Below are 24,585 nucleotides of genomic sequence, written 5' to 3'. Positions count from 1 at the left end.
AGGGGATTATATAGATGGAAAAACTATTAGAGTTAGATAACATACATGTCTCCTTCCAGACGTATGGGGGAGAAGTTAAGGCCGTTCGTGGCGTTAGCTTTACATTAGAAAAGGGTGAATCACTTGCCATCGTTGGTGAGTCTGGTTCCGGTAAATCAGTAACATCTAAATCAATCATGAGACTTTTACCAAATAAAATTGGTTCGATCAAGCAAGGATCCATTAAGTTTCAAGGTAAAGATCTTGCAAAAGCATCTGAACGTGAGATGGAAAAAATTCGTGGTGCTGAAATTTCAATGATTTTCCAAGATCCAATGACATCTCTAAATCCAACGATGACAATCGGTAAACAGATCATGGAAGGTCTTCGTAAGCACCAAAACATGAGCAAGAGTGAAGCAAAAGAACGTGCGGTTAACTTATTAAAACTTGTTGGTATACCGAATCCTGAGCTTCGTGTGGATGAATATCCTCACCAATTTTCAGGTGGAATGCGTCAGCGTGTAGTTATTGCGATTGCGCTGTCTTGTAATCCAAAAGTACTAATCGCAGATGAACCTACAACAGCCCTAGATGTAACGATTCAAGCTCAGATTCTAGACTTGATGCGGGATCTACAAGATAAAACAGGTACAGCGATTATCTTGATCACACATGACCTTGGAGTTGTAGCTAACTTAGCTCAACGTGTAGCTGTCATGTACGGTGGTATGATCGTTGAGACTGGAACAGTTGATGAAATCTTTTATAAGCCGAAGCACCCGTACACTTGGGGACTATTGGCTTCAATGCCTAAATTAAACGCAGAATCAAAAGAACTTTTAGCGATTCCGGGAACACCGCCTGACCTTATGAATCCTCCAAAAGGATGTCCGTTTGCAGCACGTTGTCCATATGCTATGGAAGTTTGTTTGGAGAATATGCCTGAAGCTACAGAGGTGTCTTCTTCTCACAAAGCAGCTTGCTGGTTGTTAGATGAGCGAGCACCAAAAGTTGAACCGCCGGAAGAGGCATTAGTTGGGGGTGCTCGATAATGTCAGTAGTAGAAAGAGAAAAATTATTAGAAGTAAGAAATCTTAAAAAGTATTTCCCAGCTGGAAAAAAGGGCGTACTAAAAGCTGTAGATGATGTTTCCTTTGATATCTATAAAGGAGAAACACTTGGACTTGTAGGTGAGTCAGGTTGCGGTAAATCTACAACTGGACGTACAATTATTCGTTTATATGATGCTACTGAAGGTGAAGTTCTTTACGAGGGCGATGATGTTCATGATAAAAAGTCTCGTTCCGAGTTAAAGAAATTTAACCGCAAAATGCAAATGATTTTCCAAGATCCATACGCGTCTCTTAACCCGCGTATGACAGTTAAGGATATCATTGCTGAAGGTATCGATATCCACGGATTGGCGAAAACAAAGAAAGATCGTGAAAATCGAGTTTATGAACTACTTGAAACAGTAGGATTAAATAAAGAGCATGCAAACCGTTACCCGCATGAATTCTCAGGCGGACAGCGTCAACGTATTGGGATTGCTCGTGCTCTAGCAGTAGATCCAGACTTTATTATTGCCGATGAGCCAATTTCAGCTCTAGACGTATCCATTCAAGCTCAAGTTGTTAACTTGATGATGGAACTGCAAAAAGAACGTGGACTTACTTACCTATTTATTGCCCATGATCTATCTATGGTTAAACATATTTCTGATCGTGTAGGTGTAATGTACCTAGGTAATATCGTAGAGCTTACAACAAGTGATGAGCTTTATGAAGAGCCGCTTCATCCGTATACACAAGCTCTTTTATCAGCGATTCCAGTTCCAGATCCTGAACTTGAAAGAAGTCGTGAACGTATCATCTTAGAAGGAGATGTTCCGAGTCCGATCAACCCTCCAAGTGGCTGCCGTTTCCGTACACGTTGCCCACACGCAATGGATGTGTGTGCAGCTGTTAAGCCTAAATGGCAAGAAGCTAGAGAAGGTCATTGGGTAGCATGTCACCTTTATGATGAAGAAGCTGTAAAGCAACAGAATTAACACATTTAAAACGATCTCCTATAATACAGGAGGTCGTTTTTATGTTAAACTATTAGAAGTGTGTAAAGCGTATACAATTCTTTATACATCCCTAATAATTGATTGAGAAGCAGAAATGGGGTAGAACAATATGAACCTTAGTTTTATAGTTGATAGCGCAAGTGACCTTAAAATAGATCTTGAGAAACTGGATTATTCGTTAACCGTTGTACCTTTGAATGTACAATTTGGAGAAGACCATTATTTAGATGGCGTGAATATTACTGAAGATGAATTTTATAAACGTATGAGTATGGAACCAGAACTGCCTAAAACAAGTCAGCCATCTCCACAATCTTTTTATGAAGCCTTTCAAAAAGAAGTAGATAAAGGGCATGATGTCCTATACATCGGCATCTCATCTAATTTAAGTGGAACGGTTCAAAGTGCTACGATCGGAAAGAGCATGTTAACTGAAGAAGAACAAGAAAAAGTAATCATTCTTGATTCCGGTATCGCTTCAGGTGGTGTACAAATTTTATTAGACGAAGCCATTGAATTAGCACGTGAAGGTAAGGCAATCAATGAAATCGTGAATAATTTGGAGAAGACGAAATCAGGCATTAAAGCGTATGTGCTGCTTGAAACGTTGGAAAACTTGAAAAAAGGTGGAAGAATATCTGCTGTTCAAGGGGCTATCGCTGGAATGTTAAACATTAAACCGATGATTTCGATCATTGATGGCGTGGTTGAAACGATTGGTAAGTTTAGAGGAAGTAAGAAGGGTCTTTCGAAGATGAAAGAATATATCTTTGAATGGAGAGAAGAAAACCCTGAAAAGACACTTTACCTCATTCATAGTTTTCCTTCTACGGATGAAGTGATAAAAGAATTTGAAGAATTATTCTCATTATCTAGTTTTCCTAAAGTGATCTATACTCGTTTTGGAAGCACGATCGGAACGTATTCTAGTGAAAAGGCTATTGGATTTGTAGCTTATTAAAATAAAGAAATGTTAAAAACACTCTTTTCCTTCCTTAGGAAACAGAGTGTTTTACTTTTTCTTCTTCATGATATTCATCTACCATTTCATCTAATTTTTTGATCATGGTTATAGCTTTCATATCACTAATCGTACGATAGTGGTGGCTTCCGCCTGGTTCTTCATCTGCTTCGTCAGCCAATGCAACAACTTTTTGCAACGGATTAAGGTTAAGTGAGCCAGCAGGTAGATAGGAATCGGTGTGCAGTAAAATAGCAAGAGCAATTTCTTTTGCATTTTTACGATCTTCACCAAGAGACACTAAAATTCGATGTGCGCGTTCTGCACCTTTAATCGCATGAATATCATTTTCTTTGTACATGTCATAGTCCCAATGACCGTTCTTATACCAAGTATAGTGACCAATATCATGAAGAAAAGCAGCCTTTGTCGCTAAATCAGGATCCACACCATATTTTTGAGACAAACGGTATGCATGATAGGCTGTTGAGATGGCATGGACCATTCCAGAACGCTTAACATATTTTTGTACATGAGGGTGGTTATATAAATCAAGTAAGCTAATATTTCGCATATGATTTCTCCTTTCTCTAAAAATGTATATTGTTATATACATTAACACCCTTTGGACAATTTATCAACTAAAATAAACAAAAAAAAGAAGCGATTCGCTTCTTTTTTCGTTGCTGAGGTATAATCAGGATAACTTTTTAAAGTACTCATCCCAACGATCAGTCACTAATTTATCTATGTCTTCACGAGTTTCAACCACATCTGGATAGAATGGCTTCATTCTAGCATCTATAATGATTGTTCCTTCATATTTAATACGATTTCTGTCTATCGTACTCTTTGCGTATACATCATATGCTGGATCGAATCGTGTAAAGGTTGTCCACAAAAATTCAGCTTGTGTTGCTGCAATGGAGGCATCATCAACAAGGAAAACTAACGGCCATTCTTTGAAAGAATTGTGACCATTCTCAAGAAGTTTTTCTGCAAAGTCAGGTGCTTCCTCAAATGACGGTCCACTTACCGTTAAACAGCCACCACAAAATACGCCAACGTCAAGGATGCCTGAAATGGTACCACCATCATAAGTGCGTTTAAGTTCTCGGACAGGTTCTCCTAACCCAGTCATAATTGCTTTTGAACCCGTATTGAACTTACGACCGGTATAATCAAGAGTATCCATAGAAGTATCATGGATAATCAAAAGGTCACGTTCAGGTAGGAACCTTTCTAGTACACCTTCAGCAAGTTCAGCGAAATTTTGAAGGTTTACAGGCTTATTTGTTACCATCAAAAACTTAGTAAGTGTCAACTGCCCTTCACCCATGATACGGAAAGCATGTGCTAAACCTTCTTTATAGTAGGATTCACGAACAACAGCCCCTGCTAGCGCATGAAAGCCCGTTTCTGCATATGTCCAAAGATCTTTTACTCCGTTCATAACAACAGGGAATAGTGGACTCATCAATCTTTGCAGATATTCACCGATAAAATAATCTTCTTGTTTTGGTTTTCCGACCACTGTTGCAGGATAGATGGCATCTTTGCGCTTCCACATTTTATCAACGTTGAATACTGGGAAGTCATGGGCCCATGAATAATAACCATAATGATCGCCAAAAGGTCCTTCAGGTTCTCTGACATGCGGTGGAACAGTTCCTCCAAACGCGAATTCAGCTTCTGCGATTAATGGATGAGGGTGGCCATCTACTTGTGCAAGACTTAGTTTTTCTCCCATTAACATAGATGAAAACATAAGCTCAGGAACCGCTTCAGGAAGAGGAGCGATCGCTGAGATCATCAGAGAAGGCGGCCCTCCAAGAAACAGCGTCACAGGTAAAGCTTCATTCTTTTGTTCAGCAGCATAATGATGGAAGCCTCCACCTTTATGAATCTGCCAGTGAATTCCCGTCTTATTTTTTTCTTTGATCTCAATTCTGTACATGCCAAGATTATGTTCTTGTTTATCTGGATGTTCTGTATATACGAGTGGCAGTGTTACGAATGGATTGCTGTCTAAGTGCCAACCCGTTAATGCCGGTAGGTCCTGCATATTCACATTTGTCGTAAACGTTTCTAATAAGGGTGCTTTGTTTTTATTTACTGTTTTCGTACCGAGAGCTAAAACATCCTTGATCATGCCTTTTTTCTTCCATAATACAGAAGGAGAAGGAGGCATTAATTCATCGATCGATCCGACTAGTTCTTTTACTAGCTGCTCTGGCTTTGGACCGAAAGCCATATCTACTCGCTTAATCGTCCCAAATAGATTTGTTACAACTGGAATATTCTTTCCTTTAACATTTGTAAACAGAAGAGCTGGTCCTTCTTCTGAGATCACACGTCTATGGATTTCAGGAATTTCTAAATAAGGATCAACTTCTGTATGAATCTCTACAATTTCTTTTTCAGATCTTAATTGGTTGATGAACGTTCTAAGATTTCTATGCATTTGTACACCTCTATTATGTATGCTACCCTTATATTATAAAGTAGTTCGGACTTGAAATGTAAAAAACAACCCAAAATTCACGGGTTGTTCGCATTTTATCTTCTTTTAACAGGACTCCAGTTTTCTTGAAAAGACTTCGATTTATCCACAAAGTGAAAAACTTTTTTACCGCCGAACAATTTTACAGCAATGAATTGGGAGATGCTTCCCATTAGAGCTGTGATTCCAACAACACAAAGTGCTAGCAAGGTTAAATCGGTAAAGAATGAAATCAAATGAGGACTCCTCCTTTTCACAACGAGTTCACCACGTACCTATTTCTTTATTGTATCTCATGATAACAAAGGAAGAAAGAGGGAAAACTATATATTATCACCAAAATCTAAGGAGCTGATGGGGAAAAAATGAACTGGTATGAGAAATTAAATCAATATTTTCCGATTGAAGAGATGAAATCTAAAGAACACATGGAGTTATTATTAGACGAGAAGAGTGATATCTATCATAAAGATGAAGGACAATATCACGTTTTGATGTATGTAGAACTCACTGATTTTGTTTTTATTGATTACTTATTTGTGTCTAAAGATGCTAGAGGTCAAGGTCTCGGCCATAAACTTATCGAAAAGTTAAAAGCAAAAGGGAAACCGATCATCTTAGAAGTTGAGCCGGTCAATTACGAAGATACAGATACAGAAAAGAGGTTACGGTTCTATACTCGTGAAGGATTTGAACATGCATCTAGTATAGGGTACAGAAGACGCTCACTCGCCACGAATGAAGTGAATGAGATGGAGATTCTCTTTTGGTCACCAAATAAAGAATCCGAAGAAACTATTTATGAAAACATGAAAAAGACGTATAATGAAATACACACGTACAAAGATAGTGAATTGTACGGCAAGTCCTATCAGCCTGCAAGTGAAGTGTTAACTTTAGATACAGAGAATGCAGTACCTAAGCCTGAGGTCGTTGATGATGAGTCAACAGATGATTCGGGAAAACCTGTTTCAGAGTAATACAATTTTCACGATTTTCCTTTTTAAAGGAGGATGAAATGTCATGAAACAAAAAGACAAGAAGAAAAAAACAAAACGAGAACTATGGAAAGAAATGCTTAAGAAAAATCTTAAGAAATTTAACCCAAGCATTTCTAGAAAAGGCCCTGCTTCACAAGTAAAGAAAACCATTGCATAAGATAGGGCTGTTATTAGGAGGGTATGCTTCTTCTAACAGCCCCTTTTTTGATCTGCCTTGATCATGATTAAATACGTTAAGAGACAGATGTGTGATAAACTTATTCTTTTTTTATGTTTTATGAAACTTATTCTTGGGTAATACGTCTATATATATGTAGATACGGAAAAGTTGTGTAGAATATTTTGTAGATGTATTACATTTGTATGACAAATTCGTAAAAATGTACAAAAGTCTGTATAACCTCTACCGAAAATGTAAAATGTGTAGTATACTATGAATGATTTAATAACTTTTTTAAAGTGCCTAAATCAGAGAGAGGGGAAGGAGAGTTCCACTATGGTCACACTATTTACTTCGCCGAGCTGTACATCATGCCGTAAAGCAAAAGCATGGTTAAAAGAGAATGACATTCCTTATCAAGAAAGAAATATTTTTTCAGAACCTTTATCAATAGAAGAAGTTAAGCAAATCTTGAGAATGACAGAGGACGGTACAGACGAGATTATTTCTACTCGTTCAAAAACGTTCCAGGAACTTAACATCAATCTCGAATCCATGCCATTGCAAGACTTATACCAATTGATTGCAGACCATCCAGGATTATTACGTAGACCTATTATTTTGGATGAAAAACGCTTGCAAGTTGGTTATAACGAAGACGAGATTCGTCGTTTCTTACCAAGACGTGTACGTACATTTCAGCTTATGGAAGCACAGCGTCTTGTCAATGAATAAAGAAAAACTTCCGCTATCAGATAGCGGAAGTTTTTTATTGTACTTTTTTAAAAGAAGTCCATGCACTTACAACGCATGGACTCCTTTTAGACTAATTGGCTCGTTTCTTCTTGAAGTTATTCGTTAAGATACCCGCAAGAATCACGCCTACAACTAAAAAGACATATAATCCGTATTTCAAAACATCATTACCTTCAAATACGGAATGGATCATTCGTTCTTCAACAATCATTCCCGCTGATGTGAAAGCAAGTACTCCAGCACCAATATAAATTAAAACCGGGAATCTTTCCATAAAGTGCAATATTATCTTACTTCCCCATATAATGATAGGAACTGATACTAAAAGCCCAATCACCACTAACACGATATTTCCGTGTGCAGCACCAGCGACTGCTAGTACGTTATCAAGTCCCATCGCAATATCTGCAAAAACGATTGTTTTTACAGCATCAGATAGGTTCTTGCCCGCTTTAACATCAAGCTCGTCATCTTCTTCTAAAATCAACTTATAAGCAATAATTAGAAGTAAAATTCCTCCTGCAAGATATAAGAAAGGAATATTTAATAAATAAACAGCTACAATGGTTAGTACTACACGAACAACAATAGCTAGTCCAGTTCCTAAGAAAATGGCTTTATTTCTTTGTGCTTCTGGTAAGTTTCTACTGGCAAGGGCAATTACAATAGCGTTGTCTCCGCCAAGAAGGATATCAATTGCAATGATCTGCAACAATGATATCAGAAATTCTGTTTCCAAACGTAAACCCCCCGTAAATAATGAAATTTCACTTGTATTATGGTACAATATGTTAACCTTAAAGACCTTTGAATTATAGTCTAGCTTGACCTGCTCCGTCAAGTTGAGAGCTTAAGATTCAACGTGTGTACAGGTGCAAAAAAGGGCAGTTTATACAGGCCTTTTTTATTTCCATATTTTCCGTTTTGTCATAGAATAAGGTACAAGAGGTTTAATTGTGATTGATGTAATTTTCGACGGAGAACCGATTGGAAATAAGAATTGCTTTTTTCTAGGGGTATTTATCCCTTCACGAACAAACCGGAGAGAAGGGAGAGAAGCAGAAATGGAAATTGAAAGAGTGAATGAGTTCACCATTAAATTTTTCATTACGTACAGAGATATTGAAGATCGCGGTTTCGATCGTGAAGAAATATGGTCTGATCGCGAAAGAGGAGAAGAACTCTTTTGGGAAATGATGGACGAAGCACATCAGCAAGAGCAGTTTCCATTAGAAGGTCCACTGTGGATTCAAGTTCAGGCTCTGGATAAAGGTCTTGAAATAATTGTAACTCGTGCTCAAATGTCCAAAGACGGTAAAAAGATTGAGCTTCCTATAGGCGATGATAAATTGGATTTACCGGTTGATCAGAATATTGAACAAATATTAGATCAACAGTTTCAAGTAGAAGAAGATTTTGATGAATTAGAAGAAACAGAAGAAGACTATTTATCCTTCCTCATTTCTTTTGGTGACTTTGAAGATGTTATCTCTTTAAGTCATACGATTGATTCTTCGTCTTTTGAGAATTCGCTGTTTCATTTCGAGGGTAAATATTATTTGTATGTGACATTTAATGTTGAAACTTCCGATCGAGAACAAGACGATCTATTAGCCCAGCTATTGGAATACGGAAATGACTCTGATCTATCTGTTTACCGTATACAAGAGTATGGAAAAACTATTGTTTCAGAGGCAGCATTAGATCACGTACAACAATATTTTAAATTATAAGATATTACCGATTTCAGCTACCTTGAAATCGGTTTTTGTTTATTTTACTGAGTAGTTTTTAGTAAGAATTCATCATTTCAATAACAATCTAGAGAAAATGACGAAGTGAAGTTTCTGCAATCATCGTTCATCATGATGGATGTGGAGGTGAAACAAATTGTTAGTCGCTCTTTTTGATGATCAGTACATTGATATGGTTGGAGAAATAACAAAGGAAGAATGGTATCTCAAAAATAAATCAGGAAAATTACGATGTCCCGTCTGTCAAAATAAAGTAATACCGAAATGTGGAACAAAAAAGACTTGGCACTTTGCTCATCAATCTTTTGAAGAATGTGAAGGTCTTCATGAAGGAGAAACAGATTATCATCTCCTCGGGAAAAAAGGCTTGTATAAGTGGCTTACAATAGGAAATGAAAAAACGATTCTGGAGTATTATATCCGCGAGATGAAACAGCGTCCTGATTTGTTTCTTAAAGAAAATCAGCATGTCATCGAGTTTCAGTGTGCGACGGTCACACCTGAAGATCTTAGAAAAAGAATATCCGGTTATCAGTCTCTTAACATAGCTTCCGACTGGATCTTTGGTATGAAACGGATCAAACAAAAAGGACCATATCTTTATTATATCCAAAGCTCCGATCTATCGGCAGCTAAAAAAGATAGCAATGGCCAGTTATATCTCAACTATTATTGTCCTCTTAAAGAACAGTTTTTTCTGCTTAGAAATATTATTCCTCTATCACAAAAGAAAGTTGCTGCCCATGGTTATGCTTTTTCAACGAAGAAGTGTTGTGATGTCCTATGGTTGTCACGAACGTTTTTGAATCTAGAAACTCATAACGTTAATCACAACGTTCTTTGGAAAAAGCAAAAATACACGTGGAGAACAACAGCTTTTAAGAATACATCTCCAGCTGTTATGTATATGAAGAAAGTTTTGTATTTCAATCATCATTCCCTAACATTGTTTCCCTCTATTGCGGGTATTCCCACTAATAACTTTTATCACATCGAAACATCACCTTATTTATGGCAGACATATATCTTGTTCCTGATTGAAAAGTTGCCGATCTCACTATTTTCCACTAATTTTATCGAACAGGAATTTCAACGATTGATTCAAAAACGTATTCTTCAGATACGAGATTTTCCTTATCTTAAAGAATCGTGGAGAGATGCCGTTGAGAACTATCTTTCTTTTTTAGTGAATCACCATTTGCTTGAAAAGGTGTCAGAGAAAACATATAGAAGGCTTCAGTATGTTCATTATCCAAAAACGTTGGATGAGGCGTTTAAACTAGACGAAATTTTCAGTGAAAAGTCGTAATTTTTGACTTTGCATAAGCATTTTCTGGTAATATGTAGATATACATAAGGAGAAAGTATTCCTACTATTCTCTTTAATCTACCTGGAGGTGTATGAATGTCTCAAACTAAAACAAAATCATTGCCAAAACGTAATGAAGTCCCTGTATCAGATACGTGGGATTTAGAAGCAATATATGCGTCGGACGATGTATGGGAAAAAGAATTTGATGAAACGAAAAACTTGCTTCCTGAATTAAAATCTTTTCAAGGTAAACTTGGAGAATCTGCGGAAATCCTTTATTCGTATTTCCAAAAGCAAGATGAAGTAACTAAAAAGCTTGGTAAACTTTATATATACGCTCATATGAGATACGACCAAGATACAACGAACTCCTTTTACCAAGGGTTGAATGACCGTGCTTCGAACTTGGCAACACAAGTTAGCAGTACAGTGTCGTTTGCAGTGCCAGAGATTCTTTCTTTATCTGAAGAGTCATTGGTTCAATTTTTACAAAGTCATGAACCTTTGAAGTTGTACAAACAAGCTTTAGATGAGATTAATCGTCAACGTCCTCATGTACTCTCTAAAGAAGAAGAAGCTCTCCTAGCGGATGTTAGAGAAGTAGCCAATACGTCAAGCAACACATTCGGTATGCTGAATAATGCTGATCTTAAATTCCCAGCTGTTAAAGATGAAAACGGGGAAGAGATCGAAGTTACTCATGGTCGATATATCCGCTTTTTAGAAAGCTCAGATCGTAGAGTTAGAGAAGATGCTTTTAAAGCTGTTTATGGCACATATGATTCTTACAAAAATACATTTGCGAGCACACTTGCTGGAACAGTTAAACGAGATAATTTCTTTGCAAAAACAAGAAAGTTTAGTTCAGCTCGTGAAGCAGCACTAAACAACAATAACATTCCTGAAGCTGTTTATGATAATTTAGTCAAAACCGTAAACGATAACCTTGGTTTGTTGCATCGTTATGTTCGCCTTCGTAAAAAAGCACTAGGACTAGATGAACTCCATATGTATGATCTTTATACGCCACTTGTTAAAGATGCGAAGATGGAAGTGAGCTTTAAGGAAGCTCAGCAGCTTGTCTTAGACAGTTTGGATCCAATGGGTGAAGAGTATAAACAGATCGTAAAAGAAGGTTATGAGAAGCGCTGGATCGATGTACATGAGAATGCTGGTAAGCGAAGTGGTGCTTACTCATCAGGGGCTTATGGAACAATGCCGTATATCCTTATGAACTGGCAAGATAACGTAAACAATTTGTTCACACTTACTCATGAGATCGGACATTCTGTTCATAGTTACTACACACGTGAGAATCAGCCTTATCCTTATGCGGATTATTCGATCTTTGTTGCAGAAGTCGCATCGACTTGTAATGAAGCTCTATTGAATCATTATATGTTAGAGAAAACATCTGATAAGAAGGAAAAGTTGTACTTGTTAAACCACCATTTAGAAGGATTTAGAGGCACTGTTTTCCGTCAGACGATGTTCGCAGAGTTCGAACAAGAAATTCATGTTCGTGCCGCGAATGGTGAGCCGCTAACTCCAGAACTGTTAACGAAAATCTATTACGATCTTAATGTTAAATATTTCGGTGAAGATCTCGTAATTGATAAGGAAATTGGTCTAGAGTGGGCTAGAATTCCTCATTTCTATTACAATTTCTATGTGTATCAATACGCTACAGGATTTAGCGCAGCTGCTTCCTTGTCGAAACAAATCTTAGATGAAGGAAAACCAGCTGTTGACCGTTACCTAGATTTCTTAAAAGCAGGAAGCTCTGATTATCCGATCGAAGTATTGAAAAAAGCTGGTGTTGATATGACTACACCAGAACCAATTGAAAATGCTCTTAAAGTTTTTGAATCGATTCTTGATGAGATGGAAGAACTGCTTTTTGAGAAATAAACAAAAAAATCCTGTCCAATTTTCTGGGCAGGATTTTGTTATGTTTGTTCTAGCCTATTCTTCTTAGTTTTGATCGATAGTTATAGCAGAGTGTTGTGAGTAGTACGGCGATAAAGAGTCCAGGTATTGCTATTATTTTTGGTGCCATGTTTAGCAGAGAGAGCACAAAGAAATAAAAACTCCCTGCAAGTGAAAGTAAGCTAAGCAAAAACATAATCAAATACATAAAAATCTCCCTCCCTTTGTACATGTTTATTCATGTAGGGACAGGATATGCAATGCGTGTCCGAATAATAAAGGCTCTTGTTATAAACGTAATAAAAAACCGCTGAAAAAAATCAGCGGTTTGGGAGGTATCTCCAAAAAGTCCCGTACTTTACCGGTACACGTTCCACTTTTTGTTGCAGAACAAGGCGTTTTAATCTTTTTTCAGCTTCTTCACAACTGATTTGATATACTACTGAGACCTCTTTTGTCGCTACAAATGAGTAAGAAGAAAGAAAGTCTTCTAAATCAGGAAGCGGAGAGGGCTCTAATGGAACCTCAGACATTTCCTTTAAAATCTCTACATACACTTCATAAGAATAACAGCCGGAAATTTTAATCCCATCGTCATCTGTTTTGTCATTAAAAACAATAAGTGTTGGGATTTGAGTAACATCCATTTCTTGGGAGAATTTCAAATCACAACGAAGAGCTTTAATCGTTGCTTCAGATGAAAGATCACTTAAAAATTCATCCTCGTCCAAGTTTACTGAGCGGGCGATATCTAATAAGACGTCATCGTTTCCGATATTTTGTTTATTCAAAAACAAGTTCTCTCTAAGTTTTCTTAGAAACTTCATGCCTTGTTGCTTGCCTTGCAGCTCAGCAGCTTTTATGGCAAGTGTTGCTTTATGAGGAGCAGAAATAGGATTTTCCAACCATACATCTCCATCGCAGCTCATACCAGAAATTGAAGCTGTTTTTTCCCACTTCTCAGCAATCTGTTCAGCAGTGTTTATACCTTTTTTTCTAGGAACATACGTATTGAGTGACTCAAGACTGCCACTTACAAAATGGCGTAATGTAAAATAATGGCCGTATTGAACTTGCAATTTTTTTAGAACAGGCTCTAATGACCAGCACTCTGGGCATAGCGGATCGATGACAGAATAGATTTCCAATGGCTTTTGACAGGCATAGTTTTTATTGTTCTCTTGTTCGTCATAAAAGGAATTGGAATTATACAGTGTCAGCATTCTCGCCCCTTTCTGAATCCTCTGTATTAACCATATGAAAAGCAGTCATTTTTAATCGGCTTAACAGTATGTTTTGCAAATCAGGATCTATTTTTTGAATCGTCATCGCCTTTTCCATGCAAGCTATCCAAGCTTTTGCGTGAGAATTCGTTATCGGAAAAGGCATGTGACGCGCTCTGAGCATAGGATGTCCATGTTCCTCAGTATATAGTGGCGGTCCGCCAAAAAACTGACTCAAAAATTGAGTTTGTTTATAGGCAGTCTCAGTTAAGTCATCAGGAAAAAGTGAAGAAAGCAATGAGTCTTGACTAACTAAGCTATAAAAAGTCGTAACTAGTTTTTCAATGCCCTCTTTTTTTCCTAATAGATCGTATGGTGTTTTTGATTCGTCAAACATGGTCCAAAAGCTCCTTGCGTCAATTTGTAATTTTATTGTAGCAAGGTTCATGAATGGTAAGCAAACAATATGAACAGACAAGGATAGTTGTATTTTCATAAGTCTCTTGAAAAATGGCTTGTATTAACATACAAAGTCCATAAAAATAACCCTCAGCATGTGAGAGTTATACGAGTGATTGGTACGTATTCATAATTTTATTTACGTAAGAAATGGTTTCCTTAAAAGGAGGAATACCGTTATATTTTGCGACGTTTCCGGGACCCGCATTATAAGCGGCAAGAGCAAGCTTTTGATTGCCATCATATTTATCAAGCATCATCTTTAAATATTTTGTTCCTGCTTCCACGTTTTGTATCGGATCAAAAGGGTTTGTAACTCCTAACGATCTGGCTGTCGCGGGCATCAGTTGCATTAGTCCTTGAGCACCTGCATGACTTTCTGCCGTCGTTTTAAAATTAGATTCGTGTTTGATGACGGAACGTATGAGGTTAGGATCCACACCAAATTTTCTAGCTGTGTTTTCGATCAACGTATCTAAATTTTTTGATGGAATGTTTAACTTTTCAGTTGTGATTGGAACAGATGGTGTTGCTGGTAATGAATATTGTGCACTAGTATTCGCAGTGAGAGGTTGGAGCATTTGTGTAGCATTAAGGTTAAAAGTTGCTACATCCTCCGACCCGGTTGTACTACCAACGTTAGAATAGGCCTCTTGCAACAAGGCTGCAAAAGGACTTGAAACGTTATTTTGCATACTTGAAACAGAAGAAGTATTTACATTCAACTGCTGCAGTGCTTGGATTTCCATTAGTGCTTTATACGATTGAATATTCAAGAGAAATCCTCCTAAATCGATTAACGTATTAAAATGATCAGTTTACTTATTTCTAAGGCTTTCGTTAAAGAAACGAGCAATTTTGCTGTCTGTATCTCTAACAGGGATCTGTTTAATCGTTAGCAGATCATTAAATTTATTTAGTCCACTTGTATAATCGGCAGATTCGTATTCAATTTCATAGTCGATTTTACCTAAATAATGATTTTCATCTAAAACAAGAAGGCCATCTTTGTAAGGAAACTCAGCACGAAATGTTGTGAGTTCTCCTAAATATGTAATTTTCTTCACATCAATATTCATTTTTTGTATCTGATCAGATACCTCTCCTGAAGGCAATGGTTTCCCTTTTAATAAACCTTTAAAAATATCCTTAGAGACAGTTTGATGGGTTTCAAGAATATGTTTATCTAATGTCTGTTTTAACGTGAGTGTATATTCGTTATTTTTTGTTCGAACACGCAAAGCACTTCTGTGGTGTTTAAGGTCAAATTGTTGGGTATCAAAATAATAGTTGGTCTGTTTGTGAAAAGCTTCTTGCTTCACATCAAACTCGTCGATAAGTTTTAAAAATTCAAGGTGTGATAACAAATTCTTAAATTCAATTTCAATTTCTTGAGACACTTGGTTTATCCCCCTGTAGCTATACTTGAGTAAACTTATTATCTCATAGCGATTCCTGCATCTCAATTTCTTATTAAACTCCTATTTTGTGTTACACTAAAAAAGAAGAAACAGGAGGTTGTTAACATGATGCCACGACGATTGAATGTGCAGTCAACTGCATGGAAAGAAAATAAGCTCGTTTTGCTTATTGAGAGTGAAGAAAACACAGGAATTTCTGACTGGAAAGACAGCGAAAGAATGCTGGTCGATTCTGATGGGTTAGCATTCATCTATGTTCTTGAGGATGAAGATGGATTCATTTATATCTCAATTAATCATAATCATTGGAACGAAGTGAAGAGTGCTCTTCAAAAAGATGCCGTTTTCGCTGTTCAAAATGACAAAAGAGAAGAGCTTGAACTTACTGCTTTCTCTAGAGAAATGGACTTCTTAACAGACAACATACAAGGAAATGCTAACTATGGGCAACAGATGGAAGATGAAGTGATCAAGATTTTTGGAACAGAGGAAAAAGCCCAATGAGCATGGACTGGGAAGCGCTATTAATTCCGTACAAGCAAGCTGTTGATGAGCTTAAGATTAAGTTCAGAGGAATGCGTGAGCAATTTGAAAAGTCAAATAGGCATTGTCCGATTGAGTTTGTTACTGGAAGAGTGAAACCCATCAAGTCAATCGTGAACAAGGCTTATCAAAAGAACATTCCCGATCAACATTTAGAAACGGAAATTCAAGACTTAGCGGGACTTCGAATCATGTGTCAGTTTACTGATGATATAAAGACAGTAATTAATCTTCTCAGGCAGCGCAATGATTTTACGATTGTTGAAGAACGAGACTATATAACACATAAAAAACCAAGTGGTTATCGTTCGTACCATATTGTTATCGAGTATCCCGTTCAAGTATTAGATGGAGAAAAGAAGATTCTTGTAGAAGTTCAAGTCCGAACACTAGCTATGAATTTTTGGGCTACGATCGAACACTCTATGAACTATAAGTATCAAGGACAAATTCCTGAAGATATTCGTCAAAGGTTACAGAGAGCGGCAGAAGCTGCAAACAGATTAGACGAAGAGATGTCTCAGATCAAAGGGGAAATTCAAGAAGCTCAGCTTGTGTTTTTGGAACGCAATGATAAATCCAATGAAACTAATTTAGGATCATAAAGGATGGAGAGAGAATGAAATTTGCCATCGTATCAAAAGGAGATAATAAATCCAATATCTTAACAGAAAAAATTCGGGCATATCTTGAAGAATTTGAATTGGTTTATGAAGAAGAAGAGCCTGAGATTGTGATAACAGTTGGTGGTGATGGAACATTGCTTCATGCGTTCCATCATTATGTACATCGCATCGACAAGACCGCTTTTGTTGGTGTCCATACCGGTCACCTTGGTTTTTTTGCAGACTGGTTACCTGAAGAGGTGGAAAAGCTTGTTATACATATTGCAAAAACACCTTTTCAGATTGTTGAATATCCTTTACTCGAAGTTACTGTAAGGTATATTGATGGGTTAGATGAGAAGAGATATCTCGCTGTTAATGAATGTACGGTTAAAAGTGTGGAAGGCTCTCTTGTCATGGATGTTGAGATCAAAGGAGAAAAATTTGAAACATTCAGAGGTGACGGCCTTTGTATTTCAACTCCTTCAGGGAGTACAGCGTATAATAAAGCACTCGGTGGAGCGATCATCCACCCGTCCCTTGCATCCATACAATTATCAGAAATGGCTTCTATAAACAATCGAGTTTTCCGAACGATAGGTTCACCGCTCGTTCTGCCACAGCATCATACGTGTATACTAAAACCCGTAAACGATGTAGATTTCCATATAACGATCGACCATCGGTTCTTAGTTCAGAAAAAAGTAAAGTCCATACAATATCGAGTAGCTGAAGAAAAGATTCGTTTTGCTCGCTTTCGTCCTTTTCCATTCTGGAAAAGAGTTAAAGAATCGTTCGTCGGAGATTAATATGAATACATTTACAATTACATGGCATGTACAAAATGAAGAAGCTCCCGTTCTTTTAAGGGAGTATTTAAAAAAGAAACAGATTTCTAAAGCAGCGCTGACCGATATTAAGTTTCACGGCGGCGCTCTTTTTGTGAACAAAAAAGAAGTAACTGTAAGGACACAACTTCATGGTGGTGACGAGGTCACTGTATGGTTTCCTCCAGAAACGAAGAGCTCCTCAATGGAAGCAGAGAATATCCCTTTAGATATTATTTATGAAGATCAACATTTTATTGCAGTTCATAAACCTGCTGGTATGCCAACCATCCCTTCGCTTTATCAGCCGAATGGATCTCTTGCTTCGGCTGTTTTATTTTATTATCATCAACATGATATTCCGGGCACATTTCATGCGGTAAATCGATTGGATAAGGATACTTCAGGGATTGTGTTGATAGCGAAACATCGATTCGCACATTCACTCATGTCAAAACAACAAAAAGATAAAGTCATTAAGAGAGAATATATTGCTTTTGTTCATGGTGAATTGAAGGATGAAAGGGGTACTATTGATCGTCCAATCGCAAGAAATCCAGAGAGTATTATTGAAAGAATGGTAAATGAAGATGGCCAGCACTCTATCACTCATTACGAAAAGATTGATTATGTGGAAGAAACAAACTTCACGGTTGTCTCCTTACGTTTAGAAACAGGGAGAACTCATCAGATTAGAGTACATATGTCTTCAATCGGCCACCCTTTACTTGGGGATGACATGTATGGAGGTAAATTAGAACGGATTCGGCGTCAGGCTTTGCATAGTGAGAAAACTTCGTTCATTCATCCTTTTACAGAGAAACACATCATGTTAGTTGCTGATTTACCTGAAGATATGAAAATTCTTTGGAGACATCGTTAACGCTCATACAAAAAAAAGGAGTGCTGCTTAAAGGCAGAACACTCCTCTTTTTTAATCGGAGAATGACCGGAATTTTTCAGGAACATAGGGCATAGTTGACGGGACACTTACTGTCTCCATTTCAGGATATCGAAGCGCGCTTAACTTACCACCGAAAACGCATCCCGTATCAATGTTCCAAGTGTTTTGAACATGACGCACTTCTTCGACTGGGGTATGTCCATAAACGATGGTGATTTTTCCAGAGTGTTTTTTTGCCCAATCTCTTCGTACAGGGGTTCCATCAGGATTTGACTTCCCCGTAATGTCTCCATATAAGACAAAAGTTTTCACTTTATTATGGAATTGCCCAACATAATCTTCTCGAATGCCAGCATGAGCAACGACTAACTTACCGTGATCGAGATGCAGATAAAGTGGAGCGTTTTCATAAAGGATACAGAAATGGTCTCTGACACTTTGTCTTTCAGCAGGTGAGAGCGCCTTTAGTTCTGCAACTGTTGTCTCAAGTCCATGCTGAATCTGAACGTTACGGCCTAAAAAATATCGATACAATTTGTTGCAATGATTACCTGGTGAGTATAGGGCTAGATTATTTTGTACTAGTTCATAGACATGTTCCATTACTTTTATTGATTCAGGGCCTCGATCCATCAAGTCACCTAAAAATACGAGTTTTCGGTTGTCTTTATGTACAGGAAGGTTGTTAGTCCATTCATATCCTAGCCTCGTTAATAGCTCTTTGTATTCTGTAAAACATCCATGAATATCACCGACAATATCAAATTTCACATCTATCACCTCACAATCATTAGGATACTTCAAAGACTAAAGAAAAACACCTGATAAATATCAGGTGCTATTCAAACATATATTTAGTGGTCCTCGACCGAACGTTTAGAACGAGACCAAAGGCTATCATATAAGCGAGAATCGAGCTTCCTCCGTAACTGATAAACGGTAGGGGGATACCTGTGATCGGCATTACTTGAATGTTCATACCAATATTCTGGAAAACCTGGAAAGTTAGCATGCCAATTACGCCTGCACATAAATAACTTCCAAAAGCTTCATTACTCTCAAGAGCCGTATTAATCATTCTGTAAACCATCAAGAAGAATAGGGAGATCACAATACTTGTTCCGAAGAAACCAAACTCTTCACCAATTATGGAAAAGATAAAATCAGTCTGAGCTTCTGGCAGATAAACTGAACCTTCTGTAAAGCCTTTACCGAAAAGCATTCCACTGCCGATCGCAAGTAGTGCGTTTCTTGTATGATATCCTGCATCTTTGTGTTCATAAGGTTCAAGCCAAGCGTAGAAACGATTAAGCTGATATTGATCAAGAATATGATCCACGAAAAATTGTGGAAAGGTAAAATATATCCAAACTAGGATTGATATGAACAAGATAAAGGAAAGAATAAGGATAACAATAATTCTCCATCTGATTCCTGATACGAGTAAAAGACTACCGGTGATCGCCATAAATACAAGACTCGTACCTAAGTCAGGCTGCATAAGAACTAAAAGTGTAGGAAAACCAGCGATTAGAGCAATTTTTCCTAGCAATAAAAGGTCTTCATGCAAAGAGCGGACAATATACTTTTCATTATGAGTAGCAATTGTGTTGGCGATCGCAATAACGAGTGCCACTTTTACAAGCTCTGAAGGCTGTAATGCGAAAGGACCAAATCTGTACCAGCTCTGCGCACCATTGATATTTGGAACGATGCTCTCAGGAGCGACTAGAATGCCAAGCAGTAATAGGATACCGAACCCATATACGTACCAAGATAATTTTCTAAACTGATCGAAATCTAATACCATAACTCCGACTACAGCGATTCCACCGATAAAGTACCAAACGAGTTGCTTTATGACGAAGTTGCTGCCGTATTGATCCATCATCTGCGCGCTATAGATGGCAACACAGCTCGTGATGACCATTAAGAACAATAGAAACAAAAGATTGTAATCGAGTTGCTGCCATGGTGACTTGTGGTTATTTTGCATGTGGATCGACTCCTTAAAAGAAAAACAATAACATGTATTATCTTACCTAAAATCAGTGGGTTTGCAAATCATTTTGAGCATAATCGTTTGACATTTCTTTTTCTGCTTTACTATAGTAAACCAATAATCTAAAGAAACGACGGAGGTTTTATGGAAGAACATGCATCGTTTACTTCATTAATATTAGTCATTCTTACAGCATTTTTTGTTCCTATTCTGCTAAACAAATTTCGGTTGCGTGTTATACCTGTAGTCGTAGCTGAAATTATTGTAGGAATTATTCTAGGAAAGAGCGGATTTGATGTCGTTCATTCTGACGCATGGCTGGAGATCTTATCCGTACTCGGCTTTATTTTCTTAATGTTCTTAAGTGGTCTTGAAATTGATTTTAGTATCTTTGCAGGTGAATCTAATTCTAAGAAAAAGAAAGAAAAGAAAGAACCGAATCGACTTGTTGTTTCGAGTATCATCTTTCTCTTCATACTTATCCTGTCGTATGGATTATCTCTTCTATTTGTCTGGGGTGGATTTACAGAGAGTGCGTTCTTTATGACGCTAGTGATCTCGACCATATCCCTAGGAGTAGTCGTACCGACATTAAAAGAAGAGAAGCTATCTAAGACAACGATTGGTCAGATCATCTTACTGGTTGCAGTTATTGCAGATCTAGTAACGATGATCCTCCTCGCTCTCTTTGTTTCTATGGAATCAGGAGATCCGAGCAGAATGTGGTTGCTACTTATTCTGTTTGCAGTGGGTATACTTTTATATTTCATCGGAAAACAAATGAGGAATCGTTCGTTTTTAGATACGATGTCTAAAGGAACGATACAGTTAGATACTAGAGCTGTTTTCACATTAATTATCGTCTTGGTCGGACTGTCTGAGTCTGTAGGGGCTGAAAACATACTAGGAGCTTTCTTAGCTGGCGTTCTCGTTTCTCTTCTTTCGCCGAATAAACAGCTTGTTCACAAACTCGATTCTTTCGGATATGGATTTTTAATTCCCATCTTCTTCGTCATGGTAGGGGTTGAGCTCGACATTCGCTCCATATTTGCGGATCCTAAAGCATTAGCGCTCATCCCGTTATTATTGATCGCATTGCTTATTTCTAAGTTTTTACCTATTTTGTATCTTCGAAAATGGTATGACTGGAAAACGGTAACGGCTGCAGGGTTCTTATTGACCTCTACACTTTCATTGGTGATTGCAGCAGCAAAGATCGGGGAACGAATCAATGTTATAGATGCTCGTACATCATCAGCATTAATCTTAACTGCTGTTATTAGCGCCATCATTACACCAATATTCTTTAAGAAGCTGTTTCCTAAAAAAGAGGAAGAAGAAGTTGGGAAAGAACAGCTTGTATTTGTTGGAGCGAATCAATTTACACTACCATTAACGACTGAGCTCGATCAATCACGGTTTGAATATCGTCTGTATCACACGAAGCAAGAAGAAAAAGACCAGAAACAATTGGATAGCTTTAAAATTCAAGAACTGGATGATTACGAAACTTCAACGTTGGTTCAGGAGAATGTTTTTGATACAGATATAATTGTATTGGCAACTGGAAGCGATGAGACGAATGAAAGCCTTGCTTTGATCGCAAAAGACGAAGGTGTGGAACGAGTTGTCGCTCGTATAGAGAATCCACTAAAGAGGGATGCGCTCAAAGACAAAGGGATTGAAGTGTATTCTGTATACTTTTCTTCTCAAGTATTGTTAAAAGCTTTAATCGAGAATCCATCAGTAGTGGATATCCTTACAACCTCTGATAATAGTCTGAATGAAATTCTCGTAGAAAATAGTGCTTATCACAGAACAGCTTTAAGAAACTTTCCTTTTCTTGGTGATAGCATTATCGTTCGAATCTACCGAGGGAAAGAATCGATCGTTCCGCATGGGGACACAGAGATATTATTAGGAGATAAGATGGTTGTGACGGGCAGTAAGCAACAAGTGTTGCAGATGAGACAAATACTTGGTTAATTTCAAAAAACACTGGCTTTTAAAGTCAGTGTTTTTTATTTGCCGTTAAAAGATAAGTCCTAAATTACTAAAAAGATGAGCATGCTAAGAGTAACGATAAAAAAAAAGGGAGTTGAAATGATATGATGCCAGTTGTTCATTGTCCAAAATGCGGAAAAGATCATGATCTAAACCAAGAGGTCTTAATCGCTCAGTCGAATCAAAATGTAATCTATCGCTGTGATTCATGCGGTTTTGAAGTGAAAGATATTCAAACTAGTAAAGGTTAATAGTGAAAATCCTCTCTACTTCTGTTATACTAATTAGGACTTGGTACTAATAACAATTACTAATAAATAAAATGAACAGATAGATGGGGAGGATTTTTGATATGTATAAACTTTCATTAGAAAACAAAACGTTTGTTGTAATGGGTGTTGCAAACAAAAGAAGTATTGCTTGGGGAATTGCTCAATCTCTTTCAAATGCAGGTGCCCGCCTAGTATTTACATATGCAGGAGAGAGATTAGAGAAGAACGTACGAGATTTAGCAGAATCTTTAGGAAGAAATGATTCAATCGTCCTTCCATGTGATATTACGAATGATGAAGAAATTAAAAAGACTTTCGCTACGTTAAAAGAAGAAGTTGGCGTGATCCACGGACTTGCTCATTGTATCGCTTTTGCAAACACAGAAGAATTAAAGGGCGAGTATTTAAACACAACACGTGAAGGTTTCCTTCTTGCTCATAATATATCATCGTATTCATTGACTGCTGTAGTAAAAGAAGCTCGTCCACTTATGACAGAAGGCGGAAGCATCGTGACGCTAACATATTTAGGTGGAGAAAGAGTGGTTTCTAACTACAACGTTATGGGAGTAGCAAAAGCTTCTCTAGACGCAAGTGTTAAATATCTTGCAAGTGACGTGGGTAAAGACGGAATCCGTGTTAACGCCATTTCAGCTGGACCTATACGTACTCTTGCTGCAAAAGGAATCGGAGACTTTAACTCTGTACTAAAAGAGATCGAAGAAAGATCACCACTTCGAAAAGCAAATACGCAAGAAGAAGTTGGAGATGCTGCACTGTTCTTAATGAGTGACTTGGCTCGTGGTATTACAGGTGAGATTCTTCATGTAGACAGTGGATATAATACAATCGCACGTTAATAAAAATGAATAGGCAAAACCCCGAATGCTCTCAATGGGATTCGGGGTTTTTTTCGTGCCTCGGACTGTATCCTATTCTCATCAGTCCTATTTTTTGTTGTGGCTGTATCCTTTACTCTTCAGCCTAGTGGAGAGTGAAGTGGATTACAGCGCTGTTGGCGCGCCGCCATTGCGTTCTGGAACACAAATGATTGCACAGATGCAACGACAATCTAGTACGATTGTGCGTGTTTCGTTACCAGTTTGACGGAATGAAAAGACTGCACAGCAAGTTTCAGGGTCGAAACTTACAACAGTAAAGTCAGTTGCTTGACCTGGTGCTACGCTCAACGGTTCTGAAGCACCTTTTAGTACAAGTTGAACTACTTGCTGCTGTCCCATTGTACAGAAGTTACCGTTCATTCTAGCGTTAGCAAGCTGGTTTAAAAGTTCACACACACAGCCACCGCACTTAGATTTCGTTGTGCCAGCTGTATTGCCGTTGCCACAACATGAGCCATTATTAAATAAACTCAATGTATTTCCTCCTTTGAAATAGATACATGTACCTGATTTCTCTCAGTTATCAGGTTACTATACTATATGGATGTTTGTACGAAATGGAATGGGATATTAAACCATTTTTACTTTAAATGGGCATTTGCTAGAATAGTCCATTTTTAAAAAGAAAGACGTTTGTCCAAACCAATATGAATGAAAAGAATATATTAAAGTAGGGCTTATTAAATGCCCAAAGTGTTAAAGGAGTGTTTATTAACAATGTCAAATTATTTTGGTCCTTACCGTTACTTTTTTGTTCAGCTTTTAGCATCTCAACAATTGATTTCAGAAGTATTTCTTATTGATTCAAACCAACCAGCAGGTACACCTGACTTAACAGGTGTAAGAGTGCTAGAAGTTGGGGGAGACTTTGTAGTATTTACACAAGCAGGTTCAGCAGGTGCTACTCGTTCTTACGTTGCATTAGACAAAATTCTATTGGTTGAGCTGTAGATTAAAATGTAACTCCACGCTTAAGCGTGGAGTTATTTAATTT

General features: G+C 37.6%; 29 protein-coding genes. 17 read left to right on the top strand and 12 right to left on the bottom strand.

All coding sequences use genetic code 11. The annotated features are described in order from the left end of the window. Positions 1-14: 14 nt before the first annotated feature. The 3 genes from ACOZ9X_RS10765 (at position 15) to ACOZ9X_RS10755 (ending at position 3,014) form a co-directional block, all read left to right on the top strand. Positions 15-1,034 carry an ABC transporter ATP-binding protein gene (locus tag ACOZ9X_RS10765; RefSeq protein WP_423418113.1) on the top strand — a complete coding sequence of 340 codons (1,020 nt, stop codon included), beginning with the start codon at positions 15-17 and terminating at the stop codon, positions 1,032-1,034. After that, positions 1,034-2,032 carry an ABC transporter ATP-binding protein gene (locus ACOZ9X_RS10760; protein WP_423418112.1) on the top strand — a complete coding sequence of 333 codons (999 nt, stop codon included), beginning with the start codon at positions 1,034-1,036 and terminating at the stop codon, positions 2,030-2,032. Before ACOZ9X_RS10765 ends, ACOZ9X_RS10760 begins: the two co-directional genes overlap by 1 nt. A gap of 130 nt (positions 2,033-2,162) precedes the next feature. Continuing rightward, a complete protein-coding gene (locus ACOZ9X_RS10755; RefSeq protein WP_423418111.1) occupies positions 2,163-3,014 on the top strand; it encodes a DegV family protein in 852 nt (283 codons plus the stop codon). 34 nt (positions 3,015-3,048) lie between these two features. Here the strand turns inward: ACOZ9X_RS10755 and ACOZ9X_RS10750 are convergent, their stop codons facing one another. The 3 genes from ACOZ9X_RS10750 to ACOZ9X_RS10740 all read right to left on the bottom strand — a co-directional run bounded on the left by ACOZ9X_RS10750 (position 3,049) and on the right by ACOZ9X_RS10740 (position 5,753). After that, positions 3,049-3,588: an HD domain-containing protein gene (locus ACOZ9X_RS10750; RefSeq protein ID WP_423418110.1), complete on the bottom strand. Its 540-nt coding sequence runs from the start codon at positions 3,586-3,588 to the stop codon at positions 3,049-3,051. A gap of 123 nt (positions 3,589-3,711) precedes the next feature. Next, the gene (locus ACOZ9X_RS10745; RefSeq protein ID WP_423418109.1) at positions 3,712-5,478 is read right to left on the bottom strand and encodes a UbiD family decarboxylase; all 1,767 of its coding nucleotides are present in this window, start codon (positions 5,476-5,478) and stop codon (positions 3,712-3,714) included. Between the two features lie 95 nt (positions 5,479-5,573). Then, complete coding sequence (locus ACOZ9X_RS10740) at positions 5,574-5,753, bottom strand: hypothetical protein (RefSeq protein ID WP_066393124.1); 180 nt, start codon at positions 5,751-5,753, stop codon at positions 5,574-5,576. 129 nt (positions 5,754-5,882) lie between these two features. Between ACOZ9X_RS10740 and ACOZ9X_RS10735 the strand changes: the two genes are divergently transcribed. The 3 genes from ACOZ9X_RS10735 (at position 5,883) to spxA (ending at position 7,413) form a co-directional block, all read left to right on the top strand. Then, positions 5,883-6,497 carry a GNAT family N-acetyltransferase gene (locus ACOZ9X_RS10735; protein WP_423418108.1) on the top strand — a complete coding sequence of 205 codons (615 nt, stop codon included), beginning with the start codon at positions 5,883-5,885 and terminating at the stop codon, positions 6,495-6,497. A gap of 43 nt (positions 6,498-6,540) precedes the next feature. Then, positions 6,541-6,675 (top strand): hypothetical protein, encoded by a 135-nt coding sequence (locus tag ACOZ9X_RS10730; protein ID WP_255548976.1) that lies wholly within the window; start codon positions 6,541-6,543, stop codon positions 6,673-6,675. Between the two features lie 339 nt (positions 6,676-7,014). Continuing rightward, positions 7,015-7,413 (top strand): transcriptional regulator SpxA, encoded by a 399-nt coding sequence (spxA, locus tag ACOZ9X_RS10725; RefSeq protein ID WP_066245987.1) that lies wholly within the window; start codon positions 7,015-7,017, stop codon positions 7,411-7,413. A gap of 91 nt (positions 7,414-7,504) precedes the next feature. On the opposite strand, the gene ACOZ9X_RS10720 is transcribed toward spxA, so the two are convergent. Continuing rightward, positions 7,505-8,173, bottom strand: a complete 669-nt coding sequence (locus tag ACOZ9X_RS10720; RefSeq protein WP_423418107.1) for a TerC family protein — start codon at positions 8,171-8,173, stop codon at positions 7,505-7,507. A gap of 325 nt (positions 8,174-8,498) precedes the next feature. On the opposite strand from ACOZ9X_RS10720, the gene mecA reads away from it, so the two are divergent. The 3 genes from mecA (at position 8,499) to pepF (ending at position 12,411) form a co-directional block, all read left to right on the top strand. Next, on the top strand, positions 8,499-9,167 hold the full coding sequence (mecA, locus tag ACOZ9X_RS10715) for an adaptor protein MecA (protein ID WP_137789854.1): 669 nt from the start codon (positions 8,499-8,501) through the stop codon (positions 9,165-9,167). A 157-nt stretch (positions 9,168-9,324) separates the two neighbouring features. Further along, on the top strand, positions 9,325-10,497 hold the full coding sequence (locus tag ACOZ9X_RS10710; RefSeq protein WP_423418106.1) for a competence protein CoiA: 1,173 nt from the start codon (positions 9,325-9,327) through the stop codon (positions 10,495-10,497). Between the two features lie 96 nt (positions 10,498-10,593). Beyond that, entirely contained in the window at positions 10,594-12,411 is a 1,818-nt protein-coding gene (pepF, locus tag ACOZ9X_RS10705; protein WP_423418105.1) for an oligoendopeptidase F, read from the top strand. 49 nt (positions 12,412-12,460) lie between these two features. Here pepF and ACOZ9X_RS10700 read toward each other — a convergent pair whose 3' ends face one another. The 5 genes from ACOZ9X_RS10700 to ACOZ9X_RS10680 form a co-directional block, all read right to left on the bottom strand. Then, positions 12,461-12,637, bottom strand: a complete 177-nt coding sequence (locus ACOZ9X_RS10700; protein ID WP_423418104.1) for a hypothetical protein — start codon at positions 12,635-12,637, stop codon at positions 12,461-12,463. A gap of 112 nt (positions 12,638-12,749) precedes the next feature. After that, positions 12,750-13,652: a ClpXP adapter SpxH family protein gene (locus ACOZ9X_RS10695; protein ID WP_423418103.1), complete on the bottom strand. Its 903-nt coding sequence runs from the start codon at positions 13,650-13,652 to the stop codon at positions 12,750-12,752. After that, complete coding sequence (locus tag ACOZ9X_RS10690) at positions 13,636-14,049, bottom strand: globin (RefSeq protein WP_423418102.1); 414 nt, start codon at positions 14,047-14,049, stop codon at positions 13,636-13,638. Before ACOZ9X_RS10690 ends, ACOZ9X_RS10695 begins: the two co-directional genes overlap by 17 nt. 166 nt (positions 14,050-14,215) lie before the next feature. Next, positions 14,216-14,887 carry a lytic transglycosylase domain-containing protein gene (locus ACOZ9X_RS10685; RefSeq protein ID WP_423418101.1) on the bottom strand — a complete coding sequence of 224 codons (672 nt, stop codon included), beginning with the start codon at positions 14,885-14,887 and terminating at the stop codon, positions 14,216-14,218. Between the two features lie 42 nt (positions 14,888-14,929). Further along, a complete protein-coding gene (locus ACOZ9X_RS10680) occupies positions 14,930-15,511 on the bottom strand; it encodes a CYTH domain-containing protein (protein ID WP_423418100.1) in 582 nt (193 codons plus the stop codon). A gap of 126 nt (positions 15,512-15,637) precedes the next feature. Between ACOZ9X_RS10680 and ACOZ9X_RS10675 the strand changes: the two genes are divergently transcribed. The 4 genes from ACOZ9X_RS10675 to ACOZ9X_RS10660 are packed head-to-tail and all read left to right on the top strand — an operon-like array spanning position 15,638 to position 18,390. Then, the gene (locus ACOZ9X_RS10675; protein WP_423418099.1) at positions 15,638-16,036 is read left to right on the top strand and encodes a hypothetical protein; all 399 of its coding nucleotides are present in this window, start codon (positions 15,638-15,640) and stop codon (positions 16,034-16,036) included. Further along, positions 16,033-16,680: a GTP pyrophosphokinase family protein gene (locus tag ACOZ9X_RS10670; RefSeq protein ID WP_318243548.1), complete on the top strand. Its 648-nt coding sequence runs from the start codon at positions 16,033-16,035 to the stop codon at positions 16,678-16,680. The genes ACOZ9X_RS10675 and ACOZ9X_RS10670 overlap by 4 nt, the downstream gene beginning before the upstream one ends. A gap of 14 nt (positions 16,681-16,694) precedes the next feature. Continuing rightward, positions 16,695-17,489 carry an NAD kinase gene (locus ACOZ9X_RS10665; protein WP_144701110.1) on the top strand — a complete coding sequence of 265 codons (795 nt, stop codon included), beginning with the start codon at positions 16,695-16,697 and terminating at the stop codon, positions 17,487-17,489. 1 nt (position 17,490) lies between these two features. Continuing rightward, a complete protein-coding gene (locus ACOZ9X_RS10660) occupies positions 17,491-18,390 on the top strand; it encodes an RluA family pseudouridine synthase (RefSeq protein WP_423418098.1) in 900 nt (299 codons plus the stop codon). Between the two features lie 51 nt (positions 18,391-18,441). On the opposite strand, the gene prpE is transcribed toward ACOZ9X_RS10660, so the two are convergent. After that, the gene (gene prpE, locus ACOZ9X_RS10655; RefSeq protein ID WP_423418097.1) at positions 18,442-19,182 is read right to left on the bottom strand and encodes a bis(5'-nucleosyl)-tetraphosphatase PrpE; all 741 of its coding nucleotides are present in this window, start codon (positions 19,180-19,182) and stop codon (positions 18,442-18,444) included. Between the two features lie 67 nt (positions 19,183-19,249). Next, the gene (locus tag ACOZ9X_RS10650; protein WP_137789844.1) at positions 19,250-20,407 is read right to left on the bottom strand and encodes an FtsW/RodA/SpoVE family cell cycle protein; all 1,158 of its coding nucleotides are present in this window, start codon (positions 20,405-20,407) and stop codon (positions 19,250-19,252) included. 150 nt (positions 20,408-20,557) lie between these two features. Between ACOZ9X_RS10650 and ACOZ9X_RS10645 the strand changes: the two genes are divergently transcribed. The 3 genes from ACOZ9X_RS10645 to fabI all read left to right on the top strand — a co-directional run bounded on the left by ACOZ9X_RS10645 (position 20,558) and on the right by fabI (position 23,549). Then, positions 20,558-22,399 (top strand): monovalent cation:proton antiporter family protein, encoded by a 1,842-nt coding sequence (locus ACOZ9X_RS10645; RefSeq protein WP_423418096.1) that lies wholly within the window; start codon positions 20,558-20,560, stop codon positions 22,397-22,399. A gap of 122 nt (positions 22,400-22,521) precedes the next feature. Beyond that, the gene (locus ACOZ9X_RS10640) at positions 22,522-22,668 is read left to right on the top strand and encodes a hypothetical protein (RefSeq protein WP_423418095.1); all 147 of its coding nucleotides are present in this window, start codon (positions 22,522-22,524) and stop codon (positions 22,666-22,668) included. A gap of 101 nt (positions 22,669-22,769) precedes the next feature. Next, on the top strand, positions 22,770-23,549 hold the full coding sequence (gene fabI / locus ACOZ9X_RS10635; protein WP_423418094.1) for an enoyl-ACP reductase FabI: 780 nt from the start codon (positions 22,770-22,772) through the stop codon (positions 23,547-23,549). 144 nt (positions 23,550-23,693) lie between these two features. Here the strand turns inward: fabI and ACOZ9X_RS10630 are convergent, their stop codons facing one another. After that, complete coding sequence (locus tag ACOZ9X_RS10630) at positions 23,694-24,065, bottom strand: hypothetical protein (RefSeq protein ID WP_205725966.1); 372 nt, start codon at positions 24,063-24,065, stop codon at positions 23,694-23,696. Positions 24,066-24,308: 243 nt separating this feature from the next. On the opposite strand from ACOZ9X_RS10630, the gene ACOZ9X_RS10625 reads away from it, so the two are divergent. Then, positions 24,309-24,542, top strand: coding sequence for a hypothetical protein (locus ACOZ9X_RS10625; RefSeq protein WP_423418093.1), 234 nt, complete (start codon positions 24,309-24,311; stop codon positions 24,540-24,542). Positions 24,543-24,585: the final 43 nt, after the last annotated feature.

It is taken from the genome of Fictibacillus nanhaiensis (assembly GCF_049537595.1).
Lineage (GTDB): Bacteria > Bacillota > Bacilli > Bacillales > Fictibacillaceae > Fictibacillus > Fictibacillus nanhaiensis_F.
The sequence above is the reverse complement of the archived record's forward strand: the minus strand, read 5'-3'. Positions and strand labels throughout refer to the sequence as shown.